The organism is Micromonospora sp. WMMD710 (assembly GCF_029626045.1).
In the GTDB taxonomy this organism is placed as follows: domain Bacteria; phylum Actinomycetota; class Actinomycetes; order Mycobacteriales; family Micromonosporaceae; genus Micromonospora.
In genome coordinates, this window is the sequence record NZ_JARUBD010000001.1 from 595,672 (window position 1) to 622,071 (window position 26,400).

At 73.3% G+C, this 26,400-nt stretch carries 24 protein-coding genes; 13 read left to right on the forward strand and 11 right to left on the reverse strand.

The window, feature by feature from the left end; translation table 11 throughout:
- Window positions 1–160 precede the first annotated feature (160 nt).
- The 3 genes from O7620_RS02885 (at window position 161) to O7620_RS02895 (ending at window position 2,861) form a co-directional block, all read left to right on the forward strand.
- The gene (locus O7620_RS02885) at window positions 161–379 is read left to right on the forward strand and encodes a hypothetical protein (protein WP_151489519.1); all 219 of its coding nucleotides are present in this window, start codon (window positions 161–163) and stop codon (window positions 377–379) included.
- Window positions 380–480: 101 nt separating this feature from the next.
- The gene (locus O7620_RS02890; protein WP_278121778.1) at window positions 481–1,740 is read left to right on the forward strand and encodes a M48 family metallopeptidase; all 1,260 of its coding nucleotides are present in this window, start codon (window positions 481–483) and stop codon (window positions 1,738–1,740) included.
- The gene (locus O7620_RS02895) at window positions 1,737–2,861 is read left to right on the forward strand and encodes a glycosyltransferase family 4 protein (RefSeq protein ID WP_151489517.1); all 1,125 of its coding nucleotides are present in this window, start codon (window positions 1,737–1,739) and stop codon (window positions 2,859–2,861) included. The genes O7620_RS02890 and O7620_RS02895 overlap by 4 nt, the downstream gene beginning before the upstream one ends.
- A 12-nt stretch (window positions 2,862–2,873) precedes the next feature.
- On the opposite strand, the gene O7620_RS02900 is transcribed toward O7620_RS02895, so the two are convergent.
- The 7 genes from O7620_RS02900 to O7620_RS02930 all read right to left on the reverse strand — a co-directional run bounded on the left by O7620_RS02900 (window position 2,874) and on the right by O7620_RS02930 (window position 11,262).
- Complete coding sequence (locus O7620_RS02900; RefSeq protein WP_278121781.1) at window positions 2,874–3,542, reverse strand: lysophospholipid acyltransferase family protein; 669 nt, start codon at window positions 3,540–3,542, stop codon at window positions 2,874–2,876.
- 14 nt (window positions 3,543–3,556) lie between these two features.
- Window positions 3,557–4,138, reverse strand: a complete 582-nt coding sequence (locus tag O7620_RS02905; protein ID WP_278121783.1) for a TetR/AcrR family transcriptional regulator — start codon at window positions 4,136–4,138, stop codon at window positions 3,557–3,559.
- Window positions 4,139–4,335: 197 nt separating this feature from the next.
- Window positions 4,336–5,994, reverse strand: coding sequence for a bifunctional diguanylate cyclase/phosphodiesterase (locus O7620_RS02910; RefSeq protein WP_225854393.1), 1,659 nt, complete (start codon window positions 5,992–5,994; stop codon window positions 4,336–4,338).
- Between the two features lie 79 nt (window positions 5,995–6,073).
- Entirely contained in the window at window positions 6,074–6,883 is an 810-nt protein-coding gene (locus O7620_RS02915; protein ID WP_151489513.1) for an SAM-dependent methyltransferase, read from the reverse strand.
- A 188-nt stretch (window positions 6,884–7,071) separates the two neighbouring features.
- A complete protein-coding gene (locus tag O7620_RS02920; RefSeq protein ID WP_007072219.1) occupies window positions 7,072–7,740 on the reverse strand; it encodes a response regulator transcription factor in 669 nt (222 codons plus the stop codon).
- A gap of 7 nt (window positions 7,741–7,747) precedes the next feature.
- The gene (locus O7620_RS02925; RefSeq protein WP_278121785.1) at window positions 7,748–9,439 is read right to left on the reverse strand and encodes a GAF domain-containing sensor histidine kinase; all 1,692 of its coding nucleotides are present in this window, start codon (window positions 9,437–9,439) and stop codon (window positions 7,748–7,750) included.
- Window positions 9,440–9,453: 14 nt separating this feature from the next.
- Entirely contained in the window at window positions 9,454–11,262 is a 1,809-nt protein-coding gene (locus tag O7620_RS02930) for a long-chain fatty acid--CoA ligase (RefSeq protein WP_278121786.1), read from the reverse strand.
- A gap of 121 nt (window positions 11,263–11,383) precedes the next feature.
- Between O7620_RS02930 and O7620_RS02935 the strand changes: the two genes are divergently transcribed.
- The 6 genes from O7620_RS02935 (at window position 11,384) to O7620_RS02960 (ending at window position 16,677) form a co-directional block, all read left to right on the forward strand.
- Window positions 11,384–11,839 (forward strand): SRPBCC family protein, encoded by a 456-nt coding sequence (locus O7620_RS02935; RefSeq protein ID WP_151489510.1) that lies wholly within the window; start codon window positions 11,384–11,386, stop codon window positions 11,837–11,839.
- A gap of 31 nt (window positions 11,840–11,870) precedes the next feature.
- Window positions 11,871–12,563 (forward strand): hypothetical protein, encoded by a 693-nt coding sequence (locus tag O7620_RS02940; protein WP_278121787.1) that lies wholly within the window; start codon window positions 11,871–11,873, stop codon window positions 12,561–12,563.
- Between the two features lie 76 nt (window positions 12,564–12,639).
- Window positions 12,640–13,587, forward strand: coding sequence for an ROK family glucokinase (locus tag O7620_RS02945; RefSeq protein ID WP_151489508.1), 948 nt, complete (start codon window positions 12,640–12,642; stop codon window positions 13,585–13,587).
- 12 nt (window positions 13,588–13,599) lie between these two features.
- Entirely contained in the window at window positions 13,600–14,304 is a 705-nt protein-coding gene (locus O7620_RS02950; protein WP_151489507.1) for an endonuclease/exonuclease/phosphatase family protein, read from the forward strand.
- A gap of 116 nt (window positions 14,305–14,420) precedes the next feature.
- The gene (locus O7620_RS02955; RefSeq protein WP_278121788.1) at window positions 14,421–15,827 is read left to right on the forward strand and encodes an NAD(P)-binding domain-containing protein; all 1,407 of its coding nucleotides are present in this window, start codon (window positions 14,421–14,423) and stop codon (window positions 15,825–15,827) included.
- A gap of 55 nt (window positions 15,828–15,882) precedes the next feature.
- Window positions 15,883–16,677, forward strand: coding sequence for an alpha/beta hydrolase (locus O7620_RS02960; protein ID WP_278126831.1), 795 nt, complete (start codon window positions 15,883–15,885; stop codon window positions 16,675–16,677).
- Between the two features lie 20 nt (window positions 16,678–16,697).
- Here O7620_RS02960 and O7620_RS02965 read toward each other — a convergent pair whose 3' ends face one another.
- The gene (locus tag O7620_RS02965; protein ID WP_225854666.1) at window positions 16,698–18,179 is read right to left on the reverse strand and encodes a trehalose-6-phosphate synthase; all 1,482 of its coding nucleotides are present in this window, start codon (window positions 18,177–18,179) and stop codon (window positions 16,698–16,700) included.
- 158 nt (window positions 18,180–18,337) lie between these two features.
- On the reverse strand, window positions 18,338–19,189 hold the full coding sequence (locus O7620_RS02970) for a DUF308 domain-containing protein (protein ID WP_151491557.1): 852 nt from the start codon (window positions 19,187–19,189) through the stop codon (window positions 18,338–18,340).
- Between the two features lie 373 nt (window positions 19,190–19,562).
- Between O7620_RS02970 and O7620_RS02975 the strand changes: the two genes are divergently transcribed.
- Window positions 19,563–20,243 carry a lysophospholipid acyltransferase family protein gene (locus O7620_RS02975; protein ID WP_151491558.1) on the forward strand — a complete coding sequence of 227 codons (681 nt, stop codon included), beginning with the start codon at window positions 19,563–19,565 and terminating at the stop codon, window positions 20,241–20,243.
- Window positions 20,244–20,249: 6 nt separating this feature from the next.
- Here O7620_RS02975 and O7620_RS02980 read toward each other — a convergent pair whose 3' ends face one another.
- Window positions 20,250–23,774 (reverse strand): adenylate/guanylate cyclase domain-containing protein, encoded by a 3,525-nt coding sequence (locus tag O7620_RS02980; protein ID WP_151491559.1) that lies wholly within the window; start codon window positions 23,772–23,774, stop codon window positions 20,250–20,252.
- A 161-nt stretch (window positions 23,775–23,935) separates the two neighbouring features.
- Here O7620_RS02980 and O7620_RS02985 point away from each other — a divergent pair, with 161 nt between their 5' ends.
- Entirely contained in the window at window positions 23,936–24,133 is a 198-nt protein-coding gene (locus O7620_RS02985) for a hypothetical protein (RefSeq protein ID WP_151491560.1), read from the forward strand.
- Between the two features lie 75 nt (window positions 24,134–24,208).
- On the opposite strand, the gene O7620_RS02990 is transcribed toward O7620_RS02985, so the two are convergent.
- Window positions 24,209–24,901, reverse strand: coding sequence for a Crp/Fnr family transcriptional regulator (locus tag O7620_RS02990; protein WP_007463121.1), 693 nt, complete (start codon window positions 24,899–24,901; stop codon window positions 24,209–24,211).
- A gap of 261 nt (window positions 24,902–25,162) precedes the next feature.
- On the opposite strand from O7620_RS02990, the gene O7620_RS02995 reads away from it, so the two are divergent.
- Both O7620_RS02995 and O7620_RS03000 read left to right on the forward strand, forming a co-directional pair.
- Entirely contained in the window at window positions 25,163–25,660 is a 498-nt protein-coding gene (locus tag O7620_RS02995; RefSeq protein WP_151491561.1) for a polyadenylate-specific 3'-exoribonuclease AS, read from the forward strand.
- 77 nt (window positions 25,661–25,737) lie between these two features.
- Window positions 25,738–26,241, forward strand: coding sequence for a pyridoxamine 5'-phosphate oxidase family protein (locus O7620_RS03000; RefSeq protein WP_278121789.1), 504 nt, complete (start codon window positions 25,738–25,740; stop codon window positions 26,239–26,241).
- Window positions 26,242–26,400 lie beyond the last annotated feature (159 nt).

The following is a 26,400-nucleotide window of genomic DNA, read 5'->3' on the forward strand; positions in this document are numbered from 1 at the left end:
GGGATACCCCGATATCGCTGATCTGGAGTGGATCTAGCCCTGAAACGGACGGTCGGACGGGGTTCCTGTCGTACCCGGTGGTTAGTGTCGATGTCACCGACGGTGCTCGGTCGGCGACGACGGGAGTCGCCCGGGCGCCGCGAGCCGATCAGGAGGCGTGATGCTCATCGACTGCGACGGGTGCGCGAAGCGGGCCGACGGCTGTTCCGGCTGCCCGCTGACCGCCCTGTTCGACGAGACGTCCCCGGCGGCCGGGTTGGTCGCCGCCGAGGTCGAGGCCATCGAGGTGCTCGCCCGAGCCGGCTTCGACGTGGAGGTGCTGGCCGCGCCCGCGCGTCCCGGCGCGGCTCACCGCCCTCCCACCCGCCGGGTCGCCTGAGCGCGACACCGCACTCGGACGCGCACTTCTCGCGGGCCATAGGATGAGCGGTCACGGCGGGAGGAGCAGCGCAATGAACGGGGTACAACGGTGGTGACGCGGTGACCCCGCGCGGGTGGGCGTTGCTGACGCTGGCCGGGTTGACCGTCGCGCTGCTGGTTATCGCCGCGCTGCTCATTCCGTGGCACCGACCCCCGGCACCGCGTGCCGACCAGCTCGCCGCGCTGCGTGATCTTCCGGCGCAGCAGGTGGCCAAGGGGCGTGAGTTCCGCGCCGCGCTGCGTCCCGGCAGCTACACGGCGCTCGCGGTCGGGCTACTGGTCGCCCTCGCGCTCGGGCTCACCCCGCTGGGCAGCCGCCTCGTCGAGCTGGTGAGCCGGCCGTTCGGTGGGCACTGGGCCGCGCAGGCGGTGCTCGGAGGGTTGGCCGTGGTGCTCGTCGCCGACCTGCTCACCCTTCCGTTCGCCGCCTGGCGGCAGAGCGTGCTGACTCGCTACGGCATGAGCACCAACGGGTGGAGCGGCTGGGTCGTCGACCTGCTCAAGTCGTACGCGGTCAGCGCGGTGATCGGCGCGGTGGCGCTGTTCGGCTTCTACGCGGTGATCCGGCTCGCGCCGCGCTGGTGGTGGGCGTTCGGCGCGGCGGGCGCGGCCCTGCTGGTGGTGCTGCTGTCGTTCGTGCTGCCGGTGCTGGTGGAGCCGGTGTTCAACAAGTTCACCCCGATGGAGCAGGGCCCGCTGCGCACCGAGCTGATGAGCATGGCCGCCCGCGACGGGGTGCCGGTGCGCGACGTGCTGGTCGCCGACGCCTCGCGGCGCACCAGGGCGGTCAACGCGTACGTCTCCGGCCTCGGACCGACCCGCCGCGTGGTCGTCTACGACACGCTGCTGAGCGAGGCGACCCCGGCCGAGGTGACCGCCGTGGTGGCGCACGAGCTGGGGCACGCAAAGGACTCCGACGTCGCGGTCGGCACGCTGACCGGGGCGCTGGGCGCGGCCGCCGCGGTGGTGGCGCTCTACCTGATCGGCTCGTGGGGGCTGCTGCTGCGGTGGGCCGGCGTCGACTCGGTGGCCCATCCCCGCGCGTTTCCGCTCCTCATCGCCCTGGTCACGGTGGCCGGCCTGATCGCCACTCCGGTGCAGGCGCTGATGTCGCGCCGGGTTGAGGCGCGGGCCGACGCGCACGCTCTCACGCTGACCGGTGATCCGGTGGCCTTCGAGTCGATGCAGCGCCGTCTCGGCTCGGTCAACCTGGGCGACCCCGACCCGCCGCGGTGGGAGTACCTCTACTCGGCCTCGCATCCGTCCACCGTGGAGCGGATGGCCGCCGCCCGCGCGTACGCCCGGGAGGCTGGCCGATGAGCCGCACGCTGCTGATCACCAATGACTTTCCGCCCCGCCCCGGCGGCATCCAGTCCTTCGTGCACAACCTCGCGGTGCGTCAGCCGGCCGGCTCGGTGGTCGTGTACGCGTCGAGCTGGCGCGGTGCCGCGAAGTTCGACGCCGACCAGCCGTTCGAGGTCATCCGGGAACGCACCCGGGTGCTGCTGCCCACCCCGCTGATCGCCCGTCGGGCGGCCCGGCTGGCCCGCGCGTACGACTGCGACACGGTGTGGTTCGGCGCGGCGGCCCCGCTGGGGTTGCTCGCCGCCGGTCTGCGTCGCCGGGCGGGCGTACGGCGGGTGGTGGCGCAGACCCACGGCCACGAGGTGGGGTGGGCGGCGCTTCCGGCGGCCCGGCCGGCGCTGCGCCGCATCGGTCGGGGCGTGGACGTCACGACCTACCTCGGCGAGTACACCCGCAGCCGGCTGGCCCGGGTGCTGGACGGGGTGACCGAGCTGCGCCGGTTGGCGCCCGGGGTGGACGTGGACACCTACCACCCGACGGTGGACGGTGAGCAGGTCCGCGCCCGGCTGGGGCTGACCGACCGGCCGGTGGTGGTCTGCGTGTCCCGGCTGGTGCCGCGCAAGGGTCAGGACATGCTGATCCGGGCCCTGCCGGAGATCCGCCGTCGGGTGCCCGACGCGGCGCTGCTGATCGTCGGCGGTGGGCCGTACCGGGCGACGTTGGAGAAGCTGGCCCGGCAGACCGACGTGGAACGCGACGTGGTCTTCACCGGGTCCGTGCCCTCGGCCGAGCTGCCGGCGCACTACGCGGCCGGCGACGTGTACGCGATGCCGTGCCGCACCCGCAATCGCGGCCTCGACGTGGAGGGGCTGGGCATCGTCTACCTGGAGGCGTCCGCGACCGGCCTGCCGGTGGTGGCCGGTGACTCCGGGGGCGCGCCGGACGCGGTCCGCGAGGGCGAGACCGGTTACGTGGTACGCGGGCGGGACGTCGCGCAGCTCGCCGACCGGGTGAGCCGGCTGCTCGCCGACCGGGACCTGGCCCGCCAGTTGGGCGCGGCCGGCCGGGCGTGGGTGGAGCGGGAGTGGCGCTGGGAGGCGCAGGCGCAGCGGATGGCGGCACTGCTCGCCGGCTGACCGCGGGGGCGCTCAGGCGGAGGGCGCCCGGGGCGGCGCGTAGCGCGGCACGTACTCCTGGCCGGTGAGCCGCTGGATCGCCGCCATGACCTCGTCGGTGACGACCCGGATGTCCCGTGGCCCGTCGATTCGGCCGGCGACCGGGATCGCTGGGCCGAACCGCAGGGTGACCGGGTGTCGGCGGGGCAGTCGCGCGTCGACCGGCAGTACCTCGGCGGTGCCGAGCACGCCCACCGGGATGATCGGCACCTCGGCGTCGCGGGCCAGCCGGGTCATGCCGGTCCGACCCCGGTAGAGCCGCCCGTCGGGGGAGCGGGTGCCCTCCGGGTAGATGGCGACGAGGCCGCCGGAGCGCAGCACCGGCACGGCGGCGTCGAGGGCGGTGAGGGCGGCCCGGCCGCCGGCGCGTTCGACCCGGATGGCACCCATGCCGTTGACGATGCGCCGGCTGAGCCAGCCGCGCGGACCTCGGCCGGTGAAGTACTCGGCCTTGGCCCAGAACGTCACGTGCCGGGGTGTCAGGCAGCCGAGGAACAGCTCGTCGGCGACGGACAGGTGGTTGCCGGCGAGGATCGCGCCGCCGTGCCGGGGCAGGTGCTCCAGCCCTTCCACGCGGGGCTGCCAGCCCACCCGCAGGGTGGTGCCGACGGTCAGCTTGCCGAGGTCGTACAGCAGCGGCACGTGTCCTCCAGGGTTCAGTGCGGGGCGGGGCCGAGGTGGGCGTCGAGCGTGGCGCGCAGCAGGGCCTCGTCGTCGGTGACGCCGGTCGCCAGCGGCAGGCTGCCCCAGGCCCAGAGCTGGGCGATGCCGTGCAGGTTGGCCCAGAGCGCGCCGGCCAGGACCGGGGCGGGCGCGTCGGTCGGCCGGCGTAGCCGCGCCACCAGGTCGGCGAGGACGGCGAACAGCGGCAGGCTCGTCTCGCGGAGCCGCAGCCGGCCGCTGGCCAGCAGGTCGTGCCGGAACATCAGCTCGAACATGCCGCGGTGCGCCGCCGCGAAGTCCAGGTACGTCCGGGCCAGGGCCGTCAGTTGGGTACGTGGGTCCGGGCCGACGTCGCGCATCGTCTTCTCGACGCGGGCGGTGAGGTCGGCGAAGCCCTCCCGGGCGATGGCGGAGAGCAGGTCGACGTGGGTGGGGAAGTAGCGCCGCGGAGCGCCGTGCGAGACCCCGGCCCGGCGGGCGATCTCGCGCAGCGACACCGCCGACTGTCCCTCGGTCAGCACCAGGTCCACCCCGGCGGCCACCAGTCGGGCCCGCACGCCCGCCTCCTCGCTCATAGACACTGTCTACCAGAGTAGCGTAGACGGCGTCTACCGCCGGCCCGGGTGAGCTGTGGCCGGGATGAGACCCGGGCGTGTCCGCACCCGGTGGCCCTCGGCCCGTCGAGCATGATGCCTCAGCGGCATCTAGATGACTGTGCGGCATCACACCCGCACGTCCGGCCACGTCCGGCCGCCGGGCGGCTGCGCAGGGCTCAGCGGATGCGGGCCAGAATGCGATCGGCCGGGGCCGGCCGCCCGAAGTGCCAGCCCTGCGCCGCGTCACAGCCGATCGCCCGCAGCCGTTCGGCCTGCCCGGCGGTCTCCACACCCTCGGCCGTCACCGTCAGATCCAGCGCGTGCGCCAGCGAGACCAGCGAGGCGAGGATCCGCTCGTCGGTGCGCCCGACCGCCGGCGAGCGCAGCCCGGCCACGAACTCCCCGGCCACCTTCAACTCGGTCACCGGCAGGTCCCGAAGGTACGCGAGGTTACTGTAGCCGGTGCCGAAATCGTCGATGGCGATCCGCACCCCAAGGTCGGCCAGCACCCGCAGGGCGCGGACCGGCTCCTCGGCGGTGCTCATCATCGTGCTCTCGGTGATCTCCAGCTGGAGCCGCTCTGGTGGCAGCCCGGTCTGCCGCAGCAGGGCCAGCACGTCCTGCACCAGCCCGGGTCGATGCACCTGCCGGACGGCCAGGTTGACGCTCACGAACGGCGCCTGGGCGCCGCCGGCCGACCACGCCTCGGCCTCCCGGCACGCCTCGGCCAGCACCCACCCGCCCAGTTGCACGATCAGGCCGGTCTCCTCGGCCAGCCCGATGAAGCTGTCCGGTCGCAGCACCCCCAGCTCCGGGTGGCGCCACCGGACCAGCGCCTCCACGCCCAACAGCCGGCCGTCCCGCAGCGACGTCAGCGGCTGGTAGTCGAGGTAGAACTCGCCCCGCTCCAGGGCGGCCGGGATGGCCGCGGAGAGCGCGTACCGGGCCAGTTCGCGCCGGCTGCGTTCGGCGTCGTAGAGCGCCCAGCGCGCCCCGCCGGCCGCCTTCGCCCAGTGCAGGGTCGCGTCGGCGGCCCGCATCAGGTCGCTCGGGTTGGCGCCGGCCACCTGGCGCTCGACGATGCCGATGCTCGCCGAGACCTGCAGCTCGTGCCCGTCGACCGACGCCGGCGTGCGCACCGCGGCCAGCGCCGTCTCGGCCACCTTCACCATGTCGTCGGTGCCACCGGTGCCGTCGACCAGGATGACGAACTCGTCGCCGCCGAGCCGGGCCACCAGGTGCTCGCCGAGGTCCTGGCACAGCCGTTCGGCCACCATCGTCAACAACCGGTCGCCGACCTGGTGCCCCAGGGTGTCGTTGACGACCTTGAACCGGTCCAGGTCGAGGAAGCACACCCCGACCCGCTGCGCCCCCCGGCCCGGCTCGTTGAGGGCGGCGGTGAGCCGCTCGGTGAACAGCGTCCGGTTCGGCAGGCCGGTCAGCGGGTCATGCGTCGCCTGGTGGCGGAACCGCGCCTCGCTGGCCCGCAGCGCCCGCTCCGCCTGCGTACGCGCCACCATGGCGGCCCGGCGGATCGACTCCTGCTCGTCGAGGGTCCGGTCGCGCAGCGCACGGGCGTACCCGGTCGCCACGGCGGCCAGCAGCCGCGCCATCCGGTCCTCGACGTCCTCGGCCACCAGACCCAGGTCGCGTACCAGCCGGAGTTGGATGACCTCGACGGTACGGCCCAGCCCCTCCGCCGAGGCGATGTGCGCGCCGACCAGTTCGGCGCCGACCCGGTGCCCGGCACGCAGGTCGAACGGCTCGGCCAGCAGCGCGCCGGCCAACTGGCCGGTGAGCCGGTGCAGCAGCGCCTCGAGCTGCGCCTGCGTCATCGGCAGGTAGCTGGTGCCGGAGACCGCCTTCGCCCAGGCCCGCGCGAAGGTGCTCGGGCGGGACGCCGCCTCGGGCGATTCAGCCACCGAGTCGCCCGACGCCGCCCATGAAGACCGCCCGCTCGGCGTCCTCGGCGCTGTCCGGGGTGTCCGGCCGCCACTGCGGCACCCACACCACACCCGGGTCGAGAAGCTCGAACCCGTCGAACAGCGCGGTCAGCTCGGCGCGGCTGCGGATCCAGAGTGGGCTGTCGGTACGCCGGTAGACCCGTTCCGCCTCCGCCCGCTCGTCGGCGCTGCGCCCGTCGTCGCTGGCCTGCGACAGCACCAGGTAGCTGCCGGGGGCCAGGGCGTCGCGCAGGGTCGCCAACAGCTCCGCGGGCCGGTCGTCGTCGGAGACGAAGTGCAGCACGGCCACGATCATCACGGCCACCGGCTGGCTCAGGTCGAGCAGCTTGCGGACCTCCGGGTGGTTCAGGATGGCCTCCGGGTGCCGCAGATCCTCCTGTACGACCACCGCGCGGTCGTTGCCGGCCAGGATCTCCCGGCTGTGCGCCACCGCCACCGGGTCGACGTCCACATAGACCACCCGCGACTCCGGGTCGATCCGCTGGGCGATCTCGTGCACGTTGCCGACCGTGGGGATACCCGAGCCGATGTCCAGGAACTGCCGGATGCCGGCCTCGGTCAGGTGGTGCACCGCCCGGCGCAGGAACGCCCGGTTGGCCTGGGCCATCAGCGGCGCCTCCGGCACCGCCGCCACCATCGCCTGGGCCGCGGCCCGGTCGGCGGCGAAGTTGTGCGAGCCGCCGAGGTAGTAGTCGTACATCCGGGCGACGCTCGGACGCTCGATGTCGATGGTGTCGGGTGCCCAGTCCGGCCGCTGCATACGCTCACCCCTCGAGTCGGCGTCGCGGGCATCGCCGCCCGCGCGGGTATTGTGCCCCCGACGTGCCCGCCAGACCATAGCGTGCCGTCAGGTTGCTCGCCGACGTCGGTCGATACGCGAAGGTCCGCGCCGGCGGTGAGCTGGCGCGGACCTTCGGTGCGGCGTCCCGCTCGACGAGCGGAGGCCGGTCAGAACTTCGGGGCGTCGGGCGCCTCGAGCAGGCCGAGCCGCAGCGCCGTCATCAGCGCCTGCGCCCGGTTGGCCGCGCCGAGCTTCTCGTAGAGCTTGGAAATGTGGGTCTTGGCCGTGGACTCGCTGACGAACAGCTGCTTGGCGATGCCGGCCACGCTCATCCCGTCGGCGAGCAGCCGCAGCACCTGACCCTCGCGGGGGGAGAGCTGCGGACCCGACGGGGCGAGGCGGCGCTTCATCGCCTCGGCCAGATCGGCGGCGGTGAACGCGCTGGGGGAGGAGGCGGCGTGCCGGGCGGCGGCCACCACCTCGTCGGCCGGCGCGGTCTTCGGTACGAAGGCACTCGCACCGGCCTCCAGGGCGCCGAAGAGCTGATCGTCGCCCGCGTACATGGTCAGCACCACGATGCCCATCGACGCGCTGGACTTGCGCAGCGCGCGGGTGGCCTCCAGGCCGCTGCCGTCGGGCAGCCGCAGGTCCATGATCACCACGTCCGGCTGCAGGGCGCCGGCCTGGCGTACACCCTCTGCCGCCGTGGCGGCCTCACCGACGACCTCGAACTGCCGGTCGCGCTCGAACGCGTGCCGCAGGCCCTTGCGAATCAGGTCGTGATCGTCGACAAGGAGGACCTTGGTGCGGGTGGCCGGTGTCGGACTTGTGGTCATCCTCGGGTTACTCCCCTTCTGGTGCTGCGCTGTCACGCACGTTATCTCGCCGGGACGAGGTGCCGAGAACCACCGCCACGGTCGTGCCGCTCGGTTGCCGCGGCCTGATCTCCAACCGGCCCCGGATACGTTCCGCCCTCTCGGCCATGATCGCAAGACCGTACCGCCCGTCGGGGCGCTGGTCAGCCATCCCCTGACCGTCATCCGACACTTCTATTTGCGCGTACGGGGGGTCCACCTCACACGTGACCCACAGATTGGACGCCCCGGCGTGCTTGCGCGCGTTGGTCACCGCCTCCTGCGCGATGCGCAGCAACTCGGCCTCGGTGGCCGCCGGCAGTCGCGCCGTGGACTCGTCCAGCGACAGATGCACGCGCAGCCCGCCGGAGGCGCCCACCGTGCGCGCGTACTCGGCGATCGCCGCGGCCAGTCCGCCCTGGCGGTCCACCTCGCTGCGCAGCTCGAAGAGGCTCAACCGCAGCTCGGTGATCACCCGGGTCACCTCGCCGCGCAGCGTCCGCAGCGCCTCGGCGGTCTCGTCGGCGTCGTCGAAGACGGTGGCCAGGGCGTTGTCGATGCCGTAGCCGACCATCACCAGCTCCTGCGCCACGCCGTCGTGGATCTCCCGGGCCAGCCGCTGCCGCTCCTCGTTGGTGGCCAGCGAGCGGACCTCGTCGAAGAGCAGCGCCGCCTCCAGTCGCAGCGCCGCCGGCCGGGTCAGCCCGGTCACCCGCGACACCACCGGCGGCGGGTACGCCTGCGCGACGTCCGCCTCCAGCACCACCAGCCCCACCGTGCGCACACCGGCGACCAGCGGAACGATCAGCGCGGAGACGTCCCCGCCGCGGTGGGTACGCGACTGCGACCGGGCGGCCGTCGTGGCCTGCTGGCTGGCCCAGGCGTCGGCGATCGCCGAGTCCGCGTCGAGCGTCGTCTCCCAGTCCACCCGGTCCACCCCGGCCTGGGCGAGCACCACGAGCCGGCCGCCTCCGCTGGCCGACAGCACCGCGCCCCGGTCCGCCCGGGCCACCGTACGCAGCTCCTCCAGCAGGTGCTCGGAGATGCCGCCCGGGTCCAGGGTCGCCCCGGGCAGCTGCCGGGCGACGGTGCGCAGCTGGGTCAGCAGTCGGGTCGCCTCGGCGTACGGCTGGGGCTTGCCCTCGCCGCGGACCGCCATCACCCGGTGCAGGGTGCCGGCCGCGTACAGCCCCAACGCGGCCAGGATCAGCCACTGCGCGCAGACCGCCAGGTAACCCGGTTGGCCGAGCTGGCGGCCCCCGCCGACCTCGGTCAACGCGCCGCTGACCAGCAGGGTGGCGGCGGTGACGGCGAGCAGGGCGGCGCCCTCGGAGAAGCGGCGGCGCAGCGCGGTGACGGTCACCGGGACGGCCAGGTAGGGCAGCACCGCCGACGCGCCCAGGCCGTCGACCGTGCCACCGATGGACGCCACCGCGGCGACCTGGCTCGCGGCCAGCCCCAGCACGGCCACCTCGGCCACCCGGCTCAGCGGGCCGATCAGCCGGTGCTGCGGGGCGAGCAGGGACGGCAGCCCGGCGACCGCCAGCAGCGCGATCCACCACAGCTGGGTGACGTCGTGGGTGGCGAAGAGGGTCAGGACGGCGACCAGCGCCAGCATCACCACGCGGGCGGCCGCGGCGAGGGGATGCGGGTGCGGTGCGGCGGTTGTGGATGCGGGCACGTGACGGATGGTAGTCAGCCCCGATAGATATCGGCGATTTCTGCCGCGTACGTCTTGTGGACGACCTGCCGCTTGACCTTGAGCGACGGGGTCAACTCGCCGGTGGCCTCGGTGAAGTCGCGCGGCAGAACCCGGAACTTCCTGATCGACTCCGCCCGGGAGACGTCCTGGTTCGCGCTGTCGACCGCGGACTGGACCTGCGCGAGCAGCCCCTCATGTTCGCGCAGTTGGTCGACCGAGGTGTCTGCGGGCAACCCGGCCGCCTGGAGCCACTGTGGCAGCGCCTCCTCGTTGATGGTGACCAGCGCCCCGATGAACGGCCGATGGTCGCCGACGACGACGCACTGGCTGATCAACGGGTGCGCCCGGACCGCGTCCTCCAGCGCACCTGGGGCGACGTTCTTGCCGCCCGCGGTCACGATCAGCTCCTTCTTGCGGCCGACGATGCTGAGGTAGCCGTCGCCGTCGAGCTGACCGAGGTCGCCGGTGCGGAACCAGCCGTCGCTGCTGAGCGCCTCGGCGGTCGCCGGCTCGTTGTGCCAGTAACCCTGAAAGACCAGCTCACCGGAGACCAGGATCTCGCCGTCGTCCTCGATCCGTACGGTCACGCCGGGCAGCGGACGACCGACGGTGCCGATCCGAGTGCCGGTGGGCAGGTTCACCGCGACCGCGGGCGAGGTCTCGGTCAGCCCGTAGCCCTCCTGAATGCTCACCCCGACGCCGCGGAAGAAGTGGCCGAGCCGGGCACCGAGCGGTGCGCCGCCCGAGAACGCGTCCCGGCACCGGCCGCCGAGCGCGGCTCGCAACTTGCCGTAGACCAGCCGGTCGAAGACGGCGTGCTGGGCGCGCAGCGCGATGCCGGGTCCGCGCGGCGTCTCCAGAGCCTCGCTGTACGCGATGGCGACCTGCTCGGCTCGCGCGAAGATCGCGCCCCGGCCGTCGGCTTCGGCCTTCTGCTTCGCCGTGTCGTAGACCTTCTCGAACACCCGGGGCACGGCGAGCACGAAGGTCGGCCGGAACTCCCGCAACTCGGCGGCGAGGTTCGTGGTGTCGGCGCAGTGTGCCAGCGTGGCCCGGATCTGCACCACGCCGATCTGGACCAGCCGGGCCAGGGCGTGCGCCAGCGGGAGGAAGAGCAGGGTGGACGCGCCCGCGTTGAACAGGTTCGGCAGCACCGGCACCGTGTTGGCGATGTCGGCGTACATGTTGCGGTGGGTGAGCACGCAGCCCTTGGGTCGCCCGGTGGTGCCGCTGGTGTAGATGATGGTGGCGAGGTCGTCGGCCCGGACCGCCTTGCGGCGCCGTTCGACCTCGGCCAGCTCGACCGGGGCACCGGCGGTGACCAGCTCGTCGACCCCGCCGAGGTCGATCTGCCAGACGTGGTCCAGCTCGGGCAGCCGGTCCCGTACGCCGGCGACCAGGTCGGCGTGCCGGGCGGTCTCCACCACGACGGCGACCGCGCCGGAGTCGGCGAGGATCCACGCGGCCTGCTCGGCGCTGGACGTCTCGTAGATCGGCACGGTGACCGCGCCGGTCGCCCAGATGGCGTAGTCCAGCAGCGTCCACTCGTAGCGGGTGCGGCTCATCAGCCCGACCCGGGCGCCCGGCTGGATGCCGGCGGCGATCAGCCCGCGGGCGACCGCCGCCACCTCGTCGCGGAACTGCAGGCAGGTCACCTCGGCCCAGGCGGTGCCGTCGGTGGTCGTGTTGCGGCGGGCGAATTGGACCGTGTCCGGCGCGACCTCGGCGTTGTCCCAGACTGGATCGGTGAGGTTGGCCGCGTCGCCAACGGTGACGATCGGCGGAACGGAGAACTCGCGCACCTGCACTCCTTCGTGCTCGCACTGGCCGGGCCGGCCGCCACGACGGGCGTCGGCTCAGTCGAAACCTACCCGCCGGGGGCGGCACGCCGTATGGGTGGTACCCGCCGGGTAGCCTCCCCCCATGGCGGACTCCTCCACCCAGTCGATCATCATCGGCGCGTCACCGGACCGGGTGACGGCGGTCATCTGCGACTTCCCGCGCTACCCGGAGTGGACCGAGGCGGTGCGCCGCGCCGAGGTCGTCGAGGAGTACGAGGACGGCTACGCCAGCCAGGTGCGGTTCACCATCGACGCCGGGGTGATGGCCGACGAGTACGTGCTCGCCTACGAGTACGCCGAGGATCTGTCCCGCGTCGAGTGGCACCTGGTCGCGCCGTCGAAGATGCAGAAGACCCAGCGCGGTTCGTACGACGTGGTGGGTAACCCGGACGGCAGCACCACGGTGACCTACACCCTCGAGGTCGAACTGTCCGTGGGCATGCTCGGCATGTTTCGGCGCAAGGCCGAAAAGATGATCATGGACACCGCGTTGAAGCAGCTCAAGCACCGGGTAGAAGCATCCGGTGCAGCGCAGTGACGCGTCCGGCGGCAGGGTGGAGGAGCCGAGGGTGAGCGGCACGGATCCGGGTTCGGCCCGGGAAGAGGCGGAACGGCTGGTCGCCACGCTGCTCGCGGGCGCGCGGTTGGCCTCCGCGGGGTCGACGGGCGGCGCGTTCGGCCCGCTGGGCGGACTGCTGGCGGGTGTCCTCGGTCACAGTGGCACCCCGGACGCCCGGTCCCATGGGGGCGGCGGTTTCGCCACCGGTTCGGCCGAATGTTGCGTCTGTCCGGTCTGTCGGGGCATCGCCGCGTTGCGCGACCCGAGTCCGGAATTCGCCGAACGGCTGGCCACCGGCGCCGGTGACCTGGCGGCGGGCGTGGCCAGCCTGCTGCGCGCGTTCTCCCCGCCGGAGCCGCCCACGGCGAGGGCACCCGAGTCCTCCGCGCCGGCCCGGCCGGCACCCGCCCCGAGCACCGACGACGAGGTCCCACAGTCCGCCCCCGCCGACCGGTCCACCGACACCGACCACGAGCACGTGTGGCGCGATGCCACCCGCACCGGGCATGATTCTCAGCCGGCGCCGGAGCGGGATGTCTGGTCGGTCGCCACCCGGACGGCGGACCCACCCGCCCCGGCCACCACACCACCCGTCGACGACGCCGGGCCGGTGGCCGCACCGGCACCGACCAACCGACCGGTGGTGCCCGCGACGCGGGTGCCCGACGACGCCGGTGCGGACGCACCGGGCGACGGCGCCTGACCGCGGGACATCCCGACCCGGACCGACATGCCGTCGGCGCGCGGGCCGGACAGCACAGCAGAGGGGGGCGGCAGCGGTGACGCTGACCATCGGAGTCGACGTCGGTGGCACGAAGGTGGCCGGCGGTGTCGTGGACGACACCGGCACGGTCCTCGTGCAGACCCGACGGGACACTCCCGCCGATGACGTCGGCAAGACCCGCGACGTCATCATCGAACTGGTCGGCGAACTCGCTGCCGGGCGGACGATCGAGGCCGTCGGGATCGGCGCGGCCGGCTGGATCGACGCCACCCGCTCGACCGTGCTCTTCGCCCCGAACCTGGCCTGGCGCGACGAGCCGCTGCGCGAGTACGTGAGCGCCGCGGTCGGTCTGCCGGTGATCGTCGAGAACGACGCCAACGTCGCCGCCTGGGCCGAGTTCCGCTACGGCGCGGCCCGCGACGCCGACGACTCCATGGTCATGTTCACCATCGGCACCGGCGTCGGCGGCGGCATCGTCCTCGGCGGCGAGCTGATGCGCGGCGCACACGGCGTCGCCGCGGAGCTGGGCCACATGCTGGCCGTGCCGGACGGGCACCAGTGCGGCTGCGGGCGGCTGGGCTGCATCGAGCAGTACGCCAGCGGCAGCGCCCTGGTCCGCTTCGCCCGCGCCGGCGCCCGACAGGAGCCGAACCGGGCCACCGCGCTGCTGGACCTGGCCGGCGGGGAGGCCGAGGCGATCACCGGGCACATGGTGACCGCGGCCGCGCAGGGCGGCGACCCGATCTCCGCCGAGGCGTTTGCGCAGATCGGCCGGTGGCTGGGCACCAGCCTCGCCGACATGGCGCAGATCCTCGACCCGCAGACCTTGGTGGTCGGCGGTGGTGTGATCGACGCCGGTGACCTGCTGCTCGGCCCGACACGTCGCTCGTACCTCGACGCGCTGGCGCAGCGCGGCCGCCTGCCGGTGGCCGAGGTGCTCCCCGCCGAGCTGGGCAACAGCGCCGGGGTGATCGGCGCCGCCGACCTGGCCCGGCGGATCTGAGGCGGGCCACCGATGGGTGAGGCTGCCGGCGTACCACTGCGCGTGGTGTCGTACAACATCCACAGCCAGCGCGACGACACCGCCGCACTGGCGGCGGTGGTCCGGGCCGCGAGGCCGGACGTGGTGATCGTGCAGGAGGGGCCGCGCCGGTTCCGGTGGCGGCAGAAGTCCGCCACGCTGGCCGAGTCGTTCGGGCTGGTGGTGGCCGCCGGTGGACTGCCCGCGCTGGGCAACCTGCTGCTGACCAGCCTGCGCGTCCAGGTGCGGGGCACCCGCTGTCAGCGGTTCCCGCTGACCCCCGGCCGGCACCTGCGCGGTGCGGCGTACGCCGAGTGCCGCGTCGCCGACGCCCGGTTCACCCTCGCCGGCTCGCACCTGTCCACCGACCCGGCGGAGCGTCCCGCGCAGGCCGCCGAGTTCAAGCGTGGGCTGGACGCGGCGACCAGCCCGGTGCTGGCCGGCGCCGACCTCAACGAGGGTCCGGACGGCCCGGCCTGGGCGACGGTGGCGCGCGGGCTGACCGACGCCGCGGTGGCCGCCGACCGGGCGGAGCGGCTCACCTACTCCTGCGCCGACCCGCGCCGGCGCATCGACGCGCTCTTCGTCGACCCACGGATCACCGTGGTCGACTACGACGTGGTGGACACCGAGCAGACCCGCCGTGCCAGCGACCACTTCCCGGTCCTGGTCGACCTGCTGCTGCCCACTGACGGCTGACCCCGACCCCGCCCCGACCGTCGAAGTCTCCGGCGCAGGACTGGACATCCGGCTCCGTTGTGGAGAGGATTTCGCGGCGACCGGCACGCCTGCCGTACCAAAAGGAGATGTCCCCGGTGTCCACCTCCACCGACCACGGCCGGCCCGACCCGGAAGCGACCTCGGCCGCGGCGAGCCGTGACGGCCGCCCGGTCTCCGACCGGGGCGACACGGTCTGCGTCATCGGGGCCGGGGCCAGCGGCCTGACGGCCATCAAGAATCTGCGCGAGCACGGGTTCGGTGTGGACTGCTACGAGCGGGAGACGGGCGTCGGCGGCGCCTGGAACTGGCGGCACGACCGCAGCCCGGTGTACGCCAGCACCCACCTGATCTCGTCGAAGCCGTTCACCCAGTTTCCCGACTTCCCGATGCCGGACTCCTGGCCGGACTACCCGCACCACGGTCAGGTGCTGGCGTACTTCGAGCGCTACGCCGACCACTTCGACCTGCGGTCGCACATCTGGTTCGGCACCGAGGTCATCCGTGTCGAGCCCGCCGAGGGGGATCGGTGGGACGTGACCACCCGCTCCACCGGCGGGTACGGCCCGGAGCGCACCTCCCGCTACGCTGCCGTGCTGATCGCCAACGGCCACAACTGGTCGCCGAAGCTGCCCCGCTACGAGGGCCTGGAGCAGTTCCGGGGCGAGATCATGCACGCCTCGTCCTACAAGGACCCGGCGCAGTTGCGCGGCAAGCGGGTGCTGGTCGTCGGCGCCGGCAACACCGGCTGCGACATCGCCGTCGAGGCCGCCCAGCAGGCGTCGCGCTGCTGGCACTCCACCCGGCGCGGCTACTGGTACGCGCCGAAGTACGTGCTGGGTCGCCCGGCCGACCAGGTCAACGACGCGCTGCTGGCGCTGCGGGTGCCGTTGCGGATGCGGCAGTGGCTCTACCACTGGACGCTGCGGCTGACCGTCGGTGACCTGACCCGCTTCGGCCTGCCCAAGCCCGACCACCGGGTGTACGAGACGCACCCCATCGCGAACAGCCAGCTCGTGTACTACGTGGGCCACGGCGCGATCGGCCCGGTGCCGGACATCGCCGCCTTCCACCCGTACGCGGTGGAGCTGACCGACGGCCGTGAGATCGACCCCGAGGTGGTCATCTTCGCCACCGGCTACCTGCCGCGGTTCGAGTTCCTCGACGCGTCGGTGTTCGCCGACAGCGCCGGGGCGGGCCGGCCCACGCTGTGGCTCAACGCGTTCACCCCGGGGCATCCGACGCTGGCGGTGGCCGGTCTGGTGCAGCCGGACTCCGGGATATTCACTTTGTCGCACTGGCAGACGGTGCTGTTCGCGCGGGTGTTGCAGGCCCGCCGGGACCGACCCGAACGGGCCGCCGCGTTCGCGTCTCGGGTGCGCGAGCGGGCCGGGGAGCGGTACTCCGGGCAGGTCAAGGAGAGCAGCCGGCACTGGTTCGAGGTCGGCCACGCCGACTACCTGCGCGCCGTCCAGCGCGCCCTGCACGACCTGGAGGCCAAGTGAGCGGCGGGTCGCACAGTTGCGAGCGAGAGGCGGAACGGTGACCGAGCTGCGGATCATGCGGGGGCGGGAGTGGGCGCGGCCGGTCCGCCCGGCGCGGCGTGAGGTGCTCAGCGCCGTCCCCGAGGTGGAGGAGGGGCGCCCGCCGCTGCTCTTCGTCCCCGGTTTCGGCCACGGCGCGTGGGCGTTCGCCGAGCACTGGCTGGGGCACGCCGCGTCGCGCGGGTTCCCGGCGTACGCGGTGAGCCTGCGCGGGCACGGCGCCAGCGAGCCGGCGCCGGAGGCGACGCTGCGGGCGTACGCCCACGATGTGGTCCAGGTGGCGGCGGGCCTGCCGCGCCAGGCGGTGCTGGTGGGGCACGGCGCCGGGGCGCTGGTGGTGGCGCACGCGATGGCCCGCTACCCGGCGCGGGGCGCGGTGCTGGTGGCACCGGTCTTCGGCGGGTGGGGGGTGCTGGGGGCGGCGCTGCGCCGCAACCCGGCCGGCACGCTGCCGGCGGTGTTCGGCGGGCCGTTGCGGCTCAGCCGGTCGCAGCTGTTCAGCCGCGAGTTGCCCGACGAGGAGGCCCGCCGACACGTTGGGCGGCTCGGTCGGGCCGGCCGGCGGGCGCAGTGGGCGCTGCTGGGCGAGCCGGAGGCCGAACCGGCCGTGGGCGCGCCGCCGGTGCTGGTGCTGGGCAGCCCGGACGACCGGGTGGTGCCGTCGTCGACGTTGACCCGGGTGGCCCGCCGGTACGGGTCGGCCCCGCTGCTCTTCCCCGGCATGGGGCACGACCTGATGCTGGACGCGCGGTGGGTGGAGCCGATCGACGCGATCCTGGACTGGTTGGAGAAGGTGCCCGCCGCGCACTGAACTGACCGGCCGACGGCCGGTCAGCCGCCGGCGTGCTGGGTGGCGGAGGTGGCCCGGGTCGCCGGCCGCGGCACCCGCACGGTGTCGTCCCCGCTGGTCAGGCGGCTGACCAGGGCGCCGTTCTCGTCCAGCGCGCTGAGGTAGGAGCGCGCCCAGGCCCGGATGTCGTGCTGGTGCAGGTGGGCGCGCATGGCCCGCATCCGTTCGGTGACGTCGGCCGGGCTGGCCCGCAGCGCCGCGCGCAGCCCCTGCTTGAGCCCCTCCAGGTCGTGCGGGTTGACCAGGTACGCCTGGGACAGCTCCGCGGCCGTGCCGGCGAACTCGCTGAGCAGCAGCGCGCCGTCGTCGTCGACCCGGGCGGCGACGTACTCCTTCGCGACGAGGTTCATCCCGTCGCGCAGCGGGGTCACCGCCATCACGTCGGCGATCCGGTAGAGCGCGGCCAGCTCGGCCCGGTCGAAGGGCTGGGTGAGGTAGTGGATGGCCGGTTCGCCGACCCGGCCGAACTCGCCGTTGATCCGGCCGACCTCACGTTCGATCCGTTCGCGCAGGATCTGGTACTGGCCGACGCGTTCCCGGCTGGGCATGGCGACCTGCACGAGGACCGTGTCGCGGACCTTGACGTCGCCGGCGGCGAGCAGCTCGCTGTACGCCTTGAGCCGCTGCTCGATGCCCTTGGTGTAGTCCATCCGGTCGACGCTGAGGATGACCTGTCGGGGGTCGCCGAGATCCTGACGGAGCCGGCGGGCGCGGGCGGCCACGTCGGGGCGGGCGGCGAGGGCGGCCATCTCGGCGGTGTCGATGGAGACCGGGAACGCGCCGATGCGCACCACCCGGTCGTCGACACCGATCCGCCGGTCGGTGGCCGGCAGTTCCAGGACCCTCGTGACGAGCTGGGCGAAGTTGTGCGCCGCCTGGACCCGCTGGAAGCCGACGAGATCCGCGCCGAGCATGCCGCGCAGCAGTTCGGCGCGGCGGGGCAGCTGCATGAACAGCTCCGGCGGCGGGAACGGCACGTGCAGGAAGAACCCGATGCGCAGGTCGGGCCGCAGCGCCCGCAGCAGGCCGGGGACCAGTTGCAGGTGGTAATCCTGCACCCAGACCACCCCGCCCTGCTCGGCCACCTCCGCGGTCGCCTCGGCGAAGCGCTGGTTGACCCGCTGGTACGCCTCCCACCACCGGCGGTGGTGCTGGGGCTGTTCGACGGAGTCGTGGTAGAGCGGCCAGAGGGTGGCGTTGGCGAATCCCTCGTAGTGGTCGCGGAGGTCGTCCTGGCTGAGCGCGACGGTGTGCATGCGGACGCCGTCCACGTCGGGGAGGGCGGGGGCGGGCCCGGTGCCGCCGGCCCAGCCGACCCAGGTCGCCGGGGTGTGCCGTAGCAGCGGGTGCAGCGCGCTGACCAGCCCACCGGGGCTGCGCCGCCACTCGCAGGCCCCGTCGGGGGCCTGATTGTCGTCGATGGGGAGGCGGTTGGCGACCACCACGAGGGAACTCTGTCGCATCTCGGGCATTCCGATCAGCAGAGGACTGACCGCCACGAGCAGGAGAAAACCGGTCAGCCAGCGGGGGAAGTGACGTACAGCGGTATTCCTACTGACAGTAAGTTACACCACTGTTACGCCCCGGGCGGGGCGGCGTCGTCCCGCGATGCGGGCCGGAATCAGACGACGGCGCCGTTGTCCGGGTCGTCGTCTTCCTCGTCGCCGGGGCGCAGCCGCCAGATCAGCGTGACGAAACCGGCCAGGATGCCGGTGAACCCGAACAGGGTGACCGCCGAGCGGTCCACCGGGAGCAACGACGGGAAGAGGAAGAGCACGAACCCCACCACGACCGCGAGGACGCCGACCACCGCGTACTTGGAGATCCGGGGAAGCGGCGGAGGTGGCGGCGGGTGGTAACCCTCGTCGTCCTCGTCGTCGGGCAGATCGGCGCCGAACGTGTCCAGCCCGTCCAGCAGCGACGGCTCGTCCGGCCGGGTGCCCCGACCGACCGAGATCCCGGAGATGTCGGTGGCGGACGGCAGCCGGCGGACGTCGGTGGCCGTCGGACCGGCCTCGTCGCCGCCGGTGCGGGCCAGCGGACCGGCGGCCGGCTCGTCCCGGGTGTCGCGTTCGTCCACGTCCTCGGAGGCCGGCCACGGGTGCTCGCCGACCGTCGAGGTGGTGTGGAAGCCCGCCACGATCCGGGCCCACTCGGCGTCGATGTCCGGCTCGTCACGCGCCGGCGGCTGCTCCGGGGAGGTCTCGTCGGCGAGCTGGGTCAGATAGTCCCGTGCCGTGGTCAGGTGCGAGCGGTCGACGTAGAGCCGGTCGACCGGCCGGGCCGGGACGGTGGTGGTGCGGGTGACCGGGTTGAGGTCGGCCGAGGGTTGCAGGTACGCGGCGATCCCACCGGCGGCCAGCACGTCGAGCAGGTGCTCGCCGACGCGCGGATCGACGTCGCCGACGACGGCGTACTCGCTCGCGTCGAGCCCGTTGTCCCGCCGTCCCCGGCGGGCCCCACCCGCTGACACCCGGACATCCCCCTTAACGCGCCTTCCGGCGCGGCCTGCCTGCCCCGTCGGCGCCCGTCCGCACGCCGTGCTCTGAATCGTGACACGTCAGGGCATGGTTCCGGGAGTGCGTTGTGTCGCGTCTTCCAAAGTCACGGCTACCGCCGCAGGTCGCGGCAGGGCTTCTTTGTCCGTTCTTGCGCGACACGTGCTATCTCGATGATCGTTGGCGGTGGGACGACTCGACGCACCCGCCGCCGCCCTGCCGCACTGCCGGCGATCGATGCGCCCGCCGGCGGCTCTCGTCCGTTGTGGTGCGGGCGCGTGCTTCGTAGGCTCGTCGACACGCTCCCGGGCATGGTGCTGTCGCGGGCACACCACGGAAAGGACGCCGGTGCTCTACTGGCTGCTGAAGTACGTTCTCCTCGGTCCGCTGCTCAAGCTGATCTTCCGCCCGCAGGTGGAGGGCCTGCACCACGTGCCGGCGACCGGCCCGGTGATCCTGGCCAGCAACCACCTCTCCTTCTCCGACTCGATCTTCACGCCGTTGATCATCCCGCGGAGGGTCACCTTCGTGGCCAAGGCCGAGTACTTCACCGGCAAGGGGATCAAGGGCTGGCTGACCAAGCTGTTCTTCGTCGGCACCGGCACCATCCCGGTGGACCGCTCCGGCGGCCGGGCCGCCCGTGCCGCGCTGGACACCCAGTTGCGGGTGTTGCGCGCCGGGGGAGTGGCCGGCATCTACCCGGAGGGCACCCGCTCCCCGGACGGGCGGCTCTACCGCGGCAAGACCGGGGTGGCCCGGCTCGCCCTGGAGAGCGGCGCGACGGTGGTGCCGGTGGCGATGCTCAACGCCGACGAGATCCAGCCGCCCGGCACGCTCATCCCCCGCATCGACCGGGTGCGGATCCGCGTCGGCGCCCCACTGGACCTCTCCCGCTACGCCGGGTCGGCCGGCGACCGGTTCGTCGAACGCGCGGTCACCGACGAGATCATGTACGAGTTGATGGAACTCTCCGGCCGCGAGTACGTCGACATCTACGCGCAGAAGCTCAAGGAGCCGGCCGCCGCCTGAGCCGGCTCAGCAGGCCACCGCCGGCCCGGCCGGGCTGATCGGCCGCCCCGCCAGACCCAGCAGGCCGGGAGCGTCGTTGCGCAGCGCGAAGGTGCGTACCTCGGCGCGTGGCGCCCGCGCGTCCACCGTGTCGCCGGCGCGGGTCAGCTCCGCCGCCGCGAGCGCCAGCGCCAGTACCCGGTCACTGACGTCGGGAATCCGCCCGTACGTCTCGGCGGCGGCCAGGTGCAGCTCGGCCGAGCGCCGGTGGTCGCCGTCGGCGGCGGCCAGGGCCGCCGTCACGGTCCGCAGCGCCGCCTCCGACCAGGGCGTACGATGCCCGACCCGGCCCAGCATCGCCCGGACCCGCACCGCCGCGTCCCGGCCGGCCAGGGCTGCGGCGTACGCGGCCGCCGCGATCCACTCCCCGCTGGCCAGGGCCGGCACCGCCGACCAGGACCGGTCCAGTTCGTCGATCAGCTCCGCCGCCTCGTCGACGCGCCCCTGCAACGCCCGGCACAGCGCCGCCATGCCCAGCATCGTCCAGCGCAGCCGGTGGAACCCGCTGCGCCGCGCGGTGTCCAGAGCGTCGCCCAGGTCGTCCGGATCGTCGTCGTCGCGCAGCACCAGCAGGCAGCAGCGCAGCCCCCGCACCTGCATGTCCCAACTGCCGGTCGGCGTGTCCACGAACGCCTCCGCCGCGGTGAGCAGCCGGCCGAAGTCGCCCTCGAACCAGGCGCGCATCGCCTCGGCCGAGTAGCTGGTGGTCAACGTCTGGCCGCTGGCGGTACGCGCCGGCGCCGCCGAGAGCAGGGCGTCGGAGCGCAGCCAGTCACCCTCCTCCCGGATCGCCCAGGCGAGGTTCTGGGTGGCGCGGGGCAGCGCCAGCAGTTGGCCGGCGCGGCTGAACTCGACGATCGCGTGCAGCTCGTCCAGGCCGACCCGGTCCCCGGCCTGGTAGCGGGCGGTCGCGGCGGTGATCCGGGCGTTGGTGCGGGTCTCGGTCAGACCCAGCCGCTCGGCGATCTCCGCGGCGATCTCCGCCGCCGCCACGGACTGGTCCCGCTCGTAGTTGAGCATGTGCAGCCGACCCAGCTCCGCGTACGCGTCCGCCTTCTGCGGCGTGTCCGGCAGCGACTCGAACAGCTGCACGGCCCGGTCCAGGCAGGCCAGGGCGTCACCACGGTCGGCGCGCAGCCAGGCGGCCTGCCCGAGCAGCGTCCACGCCCGTGCCGCGCAGGCGTTGTCACCGTGTGCCATCAGCCGGTCGGCGAGCGCGTGCACCTGCTCCGGCCCGCCGCCGGAGAGGAACCCGTTGCCGTCGCGGTAGAACGAGATCTCGGTGCTCAGCAGCTCCAGTTGCAGCCGGCCCACCGGGTCGCTGTCGTCGGCCAGGCCGAGCGCCCGACCCGCGTGCGCGGCCGCCGCGTCCAACCCGTGCAGCGCGTACGCCCGGCGGGCCGCGCGGTGCAGCGCCTGCCGGGCCGGTGCGGCGTACCGGCGGACCTCCATGCCGAGGGAACGGGCGATCTCGTGGGCCGCCCAGCGGTGGTGGGCGAGCACCTCGGCCAGGTCGGTGTCGCGGCTGTGCGACAACGCGTCGAGCCAGTCCGCGGCCCGCTCGTGCCGGGCCACCCGCTCGGTGCGCGGCAGCCGCTGGTAGCAGACGTCGCGCACCAGCACGTGCCGGAACCGGAACTCCGCCTGCCCGGCCATCGTCGAGGCCGCCTGCTCGTGCACGAAGTCACGCTGCTCCAGCCGGCGCAGCGAACGCTCCACCGACTCGACCTGCTGCCCCAGCGCGGCGGCCACCGCGCCGGGCCAGAACTGCACGCCGACCACCGAGGCGGCCAGCAGCACCGCCCGGTCTTTCGCGTCGAGCAGGTCCACCCGGTTGGCGATCACCGCGTGCACGCTCTCCGGCATGGTCAGTTCGAGGTGCTTGTCCAGTGACCAGCCCCGCCCGGACTGACGCAGCGCGCCCTGCTCGATCAGCATCCGGACGTACTCGTGGGCGTAGAGCGGGTTGCCGCCGGCCACCTCGATCAGCGGGCTCAACATGTCCGCGGAGAACGCGGCCTGGCCGAACATGTGCGCGTACAGCGCGGCGATCCCGGTGTCCCGCAGCGGCGGCAGGGTGATCGTCACCGAGCCGGTGATGGTGCCGGCCCAGCTCGGGTCGCGGTCGACCAGTTCCGGTCGGGCGGTGCACAGCAGCAGCAGCGGCACGTCGCGGGCCGCCGCCCCGAGCAGCTCCACGAAGCGCAGCATCGCGTCGTCGGCCCAGTGCAGGTCCTCGAAGACCAGCACGGTGGGACGGTGAGCGGCCAGCGCCAGCAGGAACCGCCGCCACGCCGACTCGGCCTCCTCGGCCGGCAGCGGCGTGCCGGGCAACCCGACCAGCGGGCGCAGCGCGTCGACCACCCGGTCCCGTTCAGCCGGGCCGATCAGCTCACCGACGGCGGCGGCCAGCCGCTGCGCCGCGCTGGAGGCGGGGTCGGTGTCCAGGATGCCGGCCTCGGACTTCACGATGTCGGCGAGCGCCGCGAACGTGACGTTCTCTCCGAACGGCGGGCAGCGCCCGGTGCGCCAGGTCAGCGGCTCGTCGACCAGCCGGCCGGTGTGCTTGTACAGCTCGCGCAGCAGCCGGCTCTTGCCGATGCCGGCCCGACCGAAGATGGTCACCACCTGCGGCAGCCGATCGCGCAGTGACCGGTGCAGGGCGTTGACCAGCATGCCCAGCTCGTGTTCCCGGTCGACCAGCGGCGTGGTGTCCGGCTCCCGGTCGGTGGGCTGGCGCCGCAGTGGCGACAGCGCGAGCCACACCTCGGTCGGCGCGGACCGCCCCCGCAGGGTGACCGGCGGCTGCTCCTCGTAGCGGATCGCGTCCTTGGTCAGCGCGTGCGTGGTGCCGCACACCAGCACCCCGCCCGGCGGCGCGACCGACTGCATCCGGGAGGCGGTGTTCACCACGTCGCCCGCCACGATCGCCTGCCCGCCGTCGCGGGCCGCGGCCACGTCGACCAGCGCCTCGCCGGTGGCCACCCCCACCCGGAACCGCAGCTCGGTGCTGCCGGTCGGCGCGAACCGGGTGAGCACCCGTTGCAGCTCAAGCCCGGCCCGTACGCAGCGCAGCGCGTCCGTCTCGGTGGCCACGGGTGCGCCGAAGAGCGCCATCACCGCGTCGCCGATGTACTTCTCCACCACCCCGCCGTACTGGCCGACCACCCGGCGGGCCGCGGAGAAGAACCCGGTCTGCATGCCGCGGACCTGCTCCGGGTCGGCCCGCTCGACGTACGGCGTGAAGTCGATCAGGTCGATGAAGAGGACGCTCACCCGGCGGCGGTCCTCCTGCGGGGTGAGCGCGGCCGGCCGGTCCGCGCCCGGCCGGGGCGACCCGCACGAGGTGCAGAACGTGACGTCGGAGGCGAGCGGACGCAGGCAGTGCGGGCAGACGGCACCGAGCTCGGAGCCGCAGCCACCGCAGAAGCGGTCGCCGTCGGCGGCCGTCCGTCCACAGCGCCCACACTGCGCGGCGATGACACCCTCCACTGGCGAACCGGTCGACGCCCACGGCGTCGCCTGCAAGCGAGTATCGCCCCCGGTGTACCTGTCAGGTACCGGCCTGTTGGTTTGTGGACAGTCCGTCCGGGCAGAAGCGGACTACATTCAGTCAGCCACATGTCGATCAGCGACCAGAGGGGGACAGGTCAATGGTGTACGTCAAATTGGAGAGCGACTGGACCGACGGCAACGGGGTCAGCCACTCCGCCGGCGAATCGGTGGACGTCGACGCCGCCACGCTCGCCACGCTTCAGGCCGAGGGGATCGTCAGCGAGCAGTCCCACGGCCCGAGCGGGGACGGCAAGGGCCCGGACAAGTGGGCCGGCCCGGGCAGCTCCGGGGTCTGAAGCAACAGCCGGTGACGCGTCGACGCGGCCGGGTCGCCACAGGCGGCCCGGCCGCGTCGTGCGCGTACCGGTGGGTCAGCGGTCGTTCATGCCGGCGCGGCGGCGCAGCGCGGCCACGTCGGTCACCACGATCCGGCGCCCCTCGGTGCGCAGCCAGCCACGACTGGCGAACGACCCGATCGCCTGGTTGACGCTCTGCCGGGAGCCGCCGGCCATCTCGGCGAGCTGACTCTGGTTGAGCTCGATCGTGATCATCGGGGCCTGGCTCTCGCCGGCCAACCGGACCAGCGTCTTGGCCACCCGGCCGGGCAGGTCGAGGAAGACGTGGTCGGCGTTCTGCTCGGTGAGCCGGCGGATCAGCCCGCCCAGCGAGCGCATCACCGCGTCCAGGATGCGGGGGTTGGAGTGCACCAGCTCCATGAACGCCCCACGGGAGAGCGCGAGCGCCGCGCAGTCCTCGATGGCCTCTGCCGAGGCGGATCGGGTGGACGCGTCGAGCAGGGAGACCTCACCGAGCACGTCCGGTGGACGGATGACCGACAGCACGGCCCGTTCGCCGGTGGGCGCGGTGCGAAAGACGGCCACCGCGCCTCGGCGCAGCACGATCAGCGACTCGCCGGGGTCGTTCTCGACGAAGAGCAGCTGGCCCTTGCGGTAGGTGCGCGGAACGGCGGCGGCGATGACGCGCTGCCGCACCTCAGGCTCCAGCCCGGCGAACATCTCGACACCCGTGAGCGCGTCACCCGGCTCCGGCAGGCGCATCTCCACGGTCCAACCCCTCCCCGGTCATGGACCACAAACTCGCTCACCGGGTGAACCTGATGGCCCTGACGAGGTGAACTGACACCGGTTCGGCGTCCGGTAGCGGTACACATCAGATCATGACGGTCCGGTCGCTTGCTGTACACCCCTCGAAGCACTTCCGTGACCGTCGCGAGCTGCGGCGTACCCCCTCGTCGGCGGCCCGGGCCGGGCCGTTGGCCGGCCCCGCCGGGCACCGCCGGGCGGCGGTGGACGAGGATTTCCGGAATGGTCTACCGCTACTTCTACGACTGCGAGTTCATCGAGGACGGCCGGCTCGTCGACCTCGTGTCGATCGGTGTCGTTGACGAGTACGGCCGCGAGTTCTACGCGGTCTCCACCGAGTTCGACGACTCCCGCGCCGTGCCCTGGGTGCGGCGCAACGTGCTGGACAAGCTGCCCTCGCCGGCCGACCGGGCCTGGCGCTCGCGGGAGCGCATCCGCGACGACCTCTACGACTTCCTCATGGAGCCGATCCGGGACCGGCCGGGGGAGCAGCTGGAGTTGTGGGCCTGGTTCGCCGCGTACGACCACGTGGTGCTCGCCCAGCTCTGGGGTGCGATGCCGGCGCTGCCGAGGGAGATCCCCCGGTTCACCAAGGAGCTGCGTCAGCTCTGGGACGACCGTGGCCGGCCGACGTTGCCGGACGCGGACGCGGCCCGCCATGACGCCCTGGTCGACGCCCGGCACAACCTGGCCCGCTGGCGGGCCATGACGTCGCGGTGAAAGCGGTCGTACGGCGGAGGTTTTGACCGGTTCTGTCCCGGGCATCGGTTCGACGAGCCGAGCCGAGGGAGAGTGCCATGAGCAACGAGCCGACCAGCGCCACCGAGGCCCGCGGCCGGGTCACCGAGCTGGCCCGGGCAGCGCGGATCTGCATGCTCACCACGATCGCCCTGGACGGGCGGCAGGTGAGCCGGCCGATGGGTCTGCAGGAGGCCGAGTTCGACGGCGACCTGTGGTTCTTCGCCTCCGCCGATTCGGCCAAGGTCCGTCAGATCCGGGTGAATCCGGAGGTCAACGTCGCCTTCTCCGACCAGCGGCACCACGCCTGGGTGTCGATCTCCGGCACGGCCACCGACGAGTTCGACCGGGCCCGTGCCGAGCGGCTGTGGAACCCGCTGCTCACCGCGTGGTTCCCGGACGGGCTGGACACCCCGGAGCTCACCTTGATCAAGGTGCACGCCAGCTCGGCCGAGTACTGGGACTCGCCGAACAGCACGGTGGTCAACCTGCTCGGCTACGCGAAGGCCGCGGTCACCGGTCGGCCACCGACGGCCGGCGAGAACCACGAGGTGACCTACTGACCGGGGTCCGCCGCCCGGGGCGCGCTGTCGTCGCAACCTCAGGCCGACTACAGTGCGCAGTGACGGCCCGCCCCGGGCCGGCAACGGCGCCGATGGTCTGACCTGACACATATCCTGGGGCATATCGGGCTTTACCTGATGCTCCAGGAGGATGAGCGG

What these genes read in the sequence shown, in the direction of transcription:
- O7620_RS02920 (WP_007072219.1), bottom strand. Translation starts at nt 7,740, where the DNA reads ATGACCACAAGTCCGACACCGGCCACCCGCACCAAGGTCCTCCTTGTC.
- O7620_RS02995 (WP_151491561.1), top strand. Translation starts at nt 25,163, where the DNA reads ATGGTCTACCGCTACTTCTACGACTGCGAGTTCATCGAGGACGGCCGG.
- O7620_RS02895 (WP_151489517.1), top strand. Translation starts at nt 1,737, where the DNA reads ATGAGCCGCACGCTGCTGATCACCAATGACTTTCCGCCCCGCCCCGGC.
- O7620_RS02915 (WP_151489513.1), bottom strand. Translation starts at nt 6,883, where the DNA reads ATGCAGCGGCCGGACTGGGCACCCGACACCATCGACATCGAGCGTCCG.
- O7620_RS02950 (WP_151489507.1), top strand. Translation starts at nt 13,600, where the DNA reads ATGGGTGAGGCTGCCGGCGTACCACTGCGCGTGGTGTCGTACAACATC.
- O7620_RS02960 (WP_278126831.1), top strand. Translation starts at nt 15,883, where the DNA reads ATGCGGGGGCGGGAGTGGGCGCGGCCGGTCCGCCCGGCGCGGCGTGAG.
- O7620_RS02910 (WP_225854393.1), bottom strand. Translation starts at nt 5,994, where the DNA reads ATGACGCAGGCGCAGCTCGAGGCGCTGCTGCACCGGCTCACCGGCCAG.
- O7620_RS02965 (WP_225854666.1), bottom strand. Translation starts at nt 18,179, where the DNA reads ATGCGACAGAGTTCCCTCGTGGTGGTCGCCAACCGCCTCCCCATCGAC.
- O7620_RS02935 (WP_151489510.1), top strand. Translation starts at nt 11,384, where the DNA reads ATGGCGGACTCCTCCACCCAGTCGATCATCATCGGCGCGTCACCGGAC.
- O7620_RS02905 (WP_278121783.1), bottom strand. Translation starts at nt 4,138, where the DNA reads ATGAGCGAGGAGGCGGGCGTGCGGGCCCGACTGGTGGCCGCCGGGGTG.
- O7620_RS02885 (WP_151489519.1), top strand. Translation starts at nt 161, where the DNA reads ATGCTCATCGACTGCGACGGGTGCGCGAAGCGGGCCGACGGCTGTTCC.
- O7620_RS03000 (WP_278121789.1), top strand. Translation starts at nt 25,738, where the DNA reads ATGAGCAACGAGCCGACCAGCGCCACCGAGGCCCGCGGCCGGGTCACC.
- O7620_RS02985 (WP_151491560.1), top strand. Translation starts at nt 23,936, where the DNA reads ATGGTGTACGTCAAATTGGAGAGCGACTGGACCGACGGCAACGGGGTC.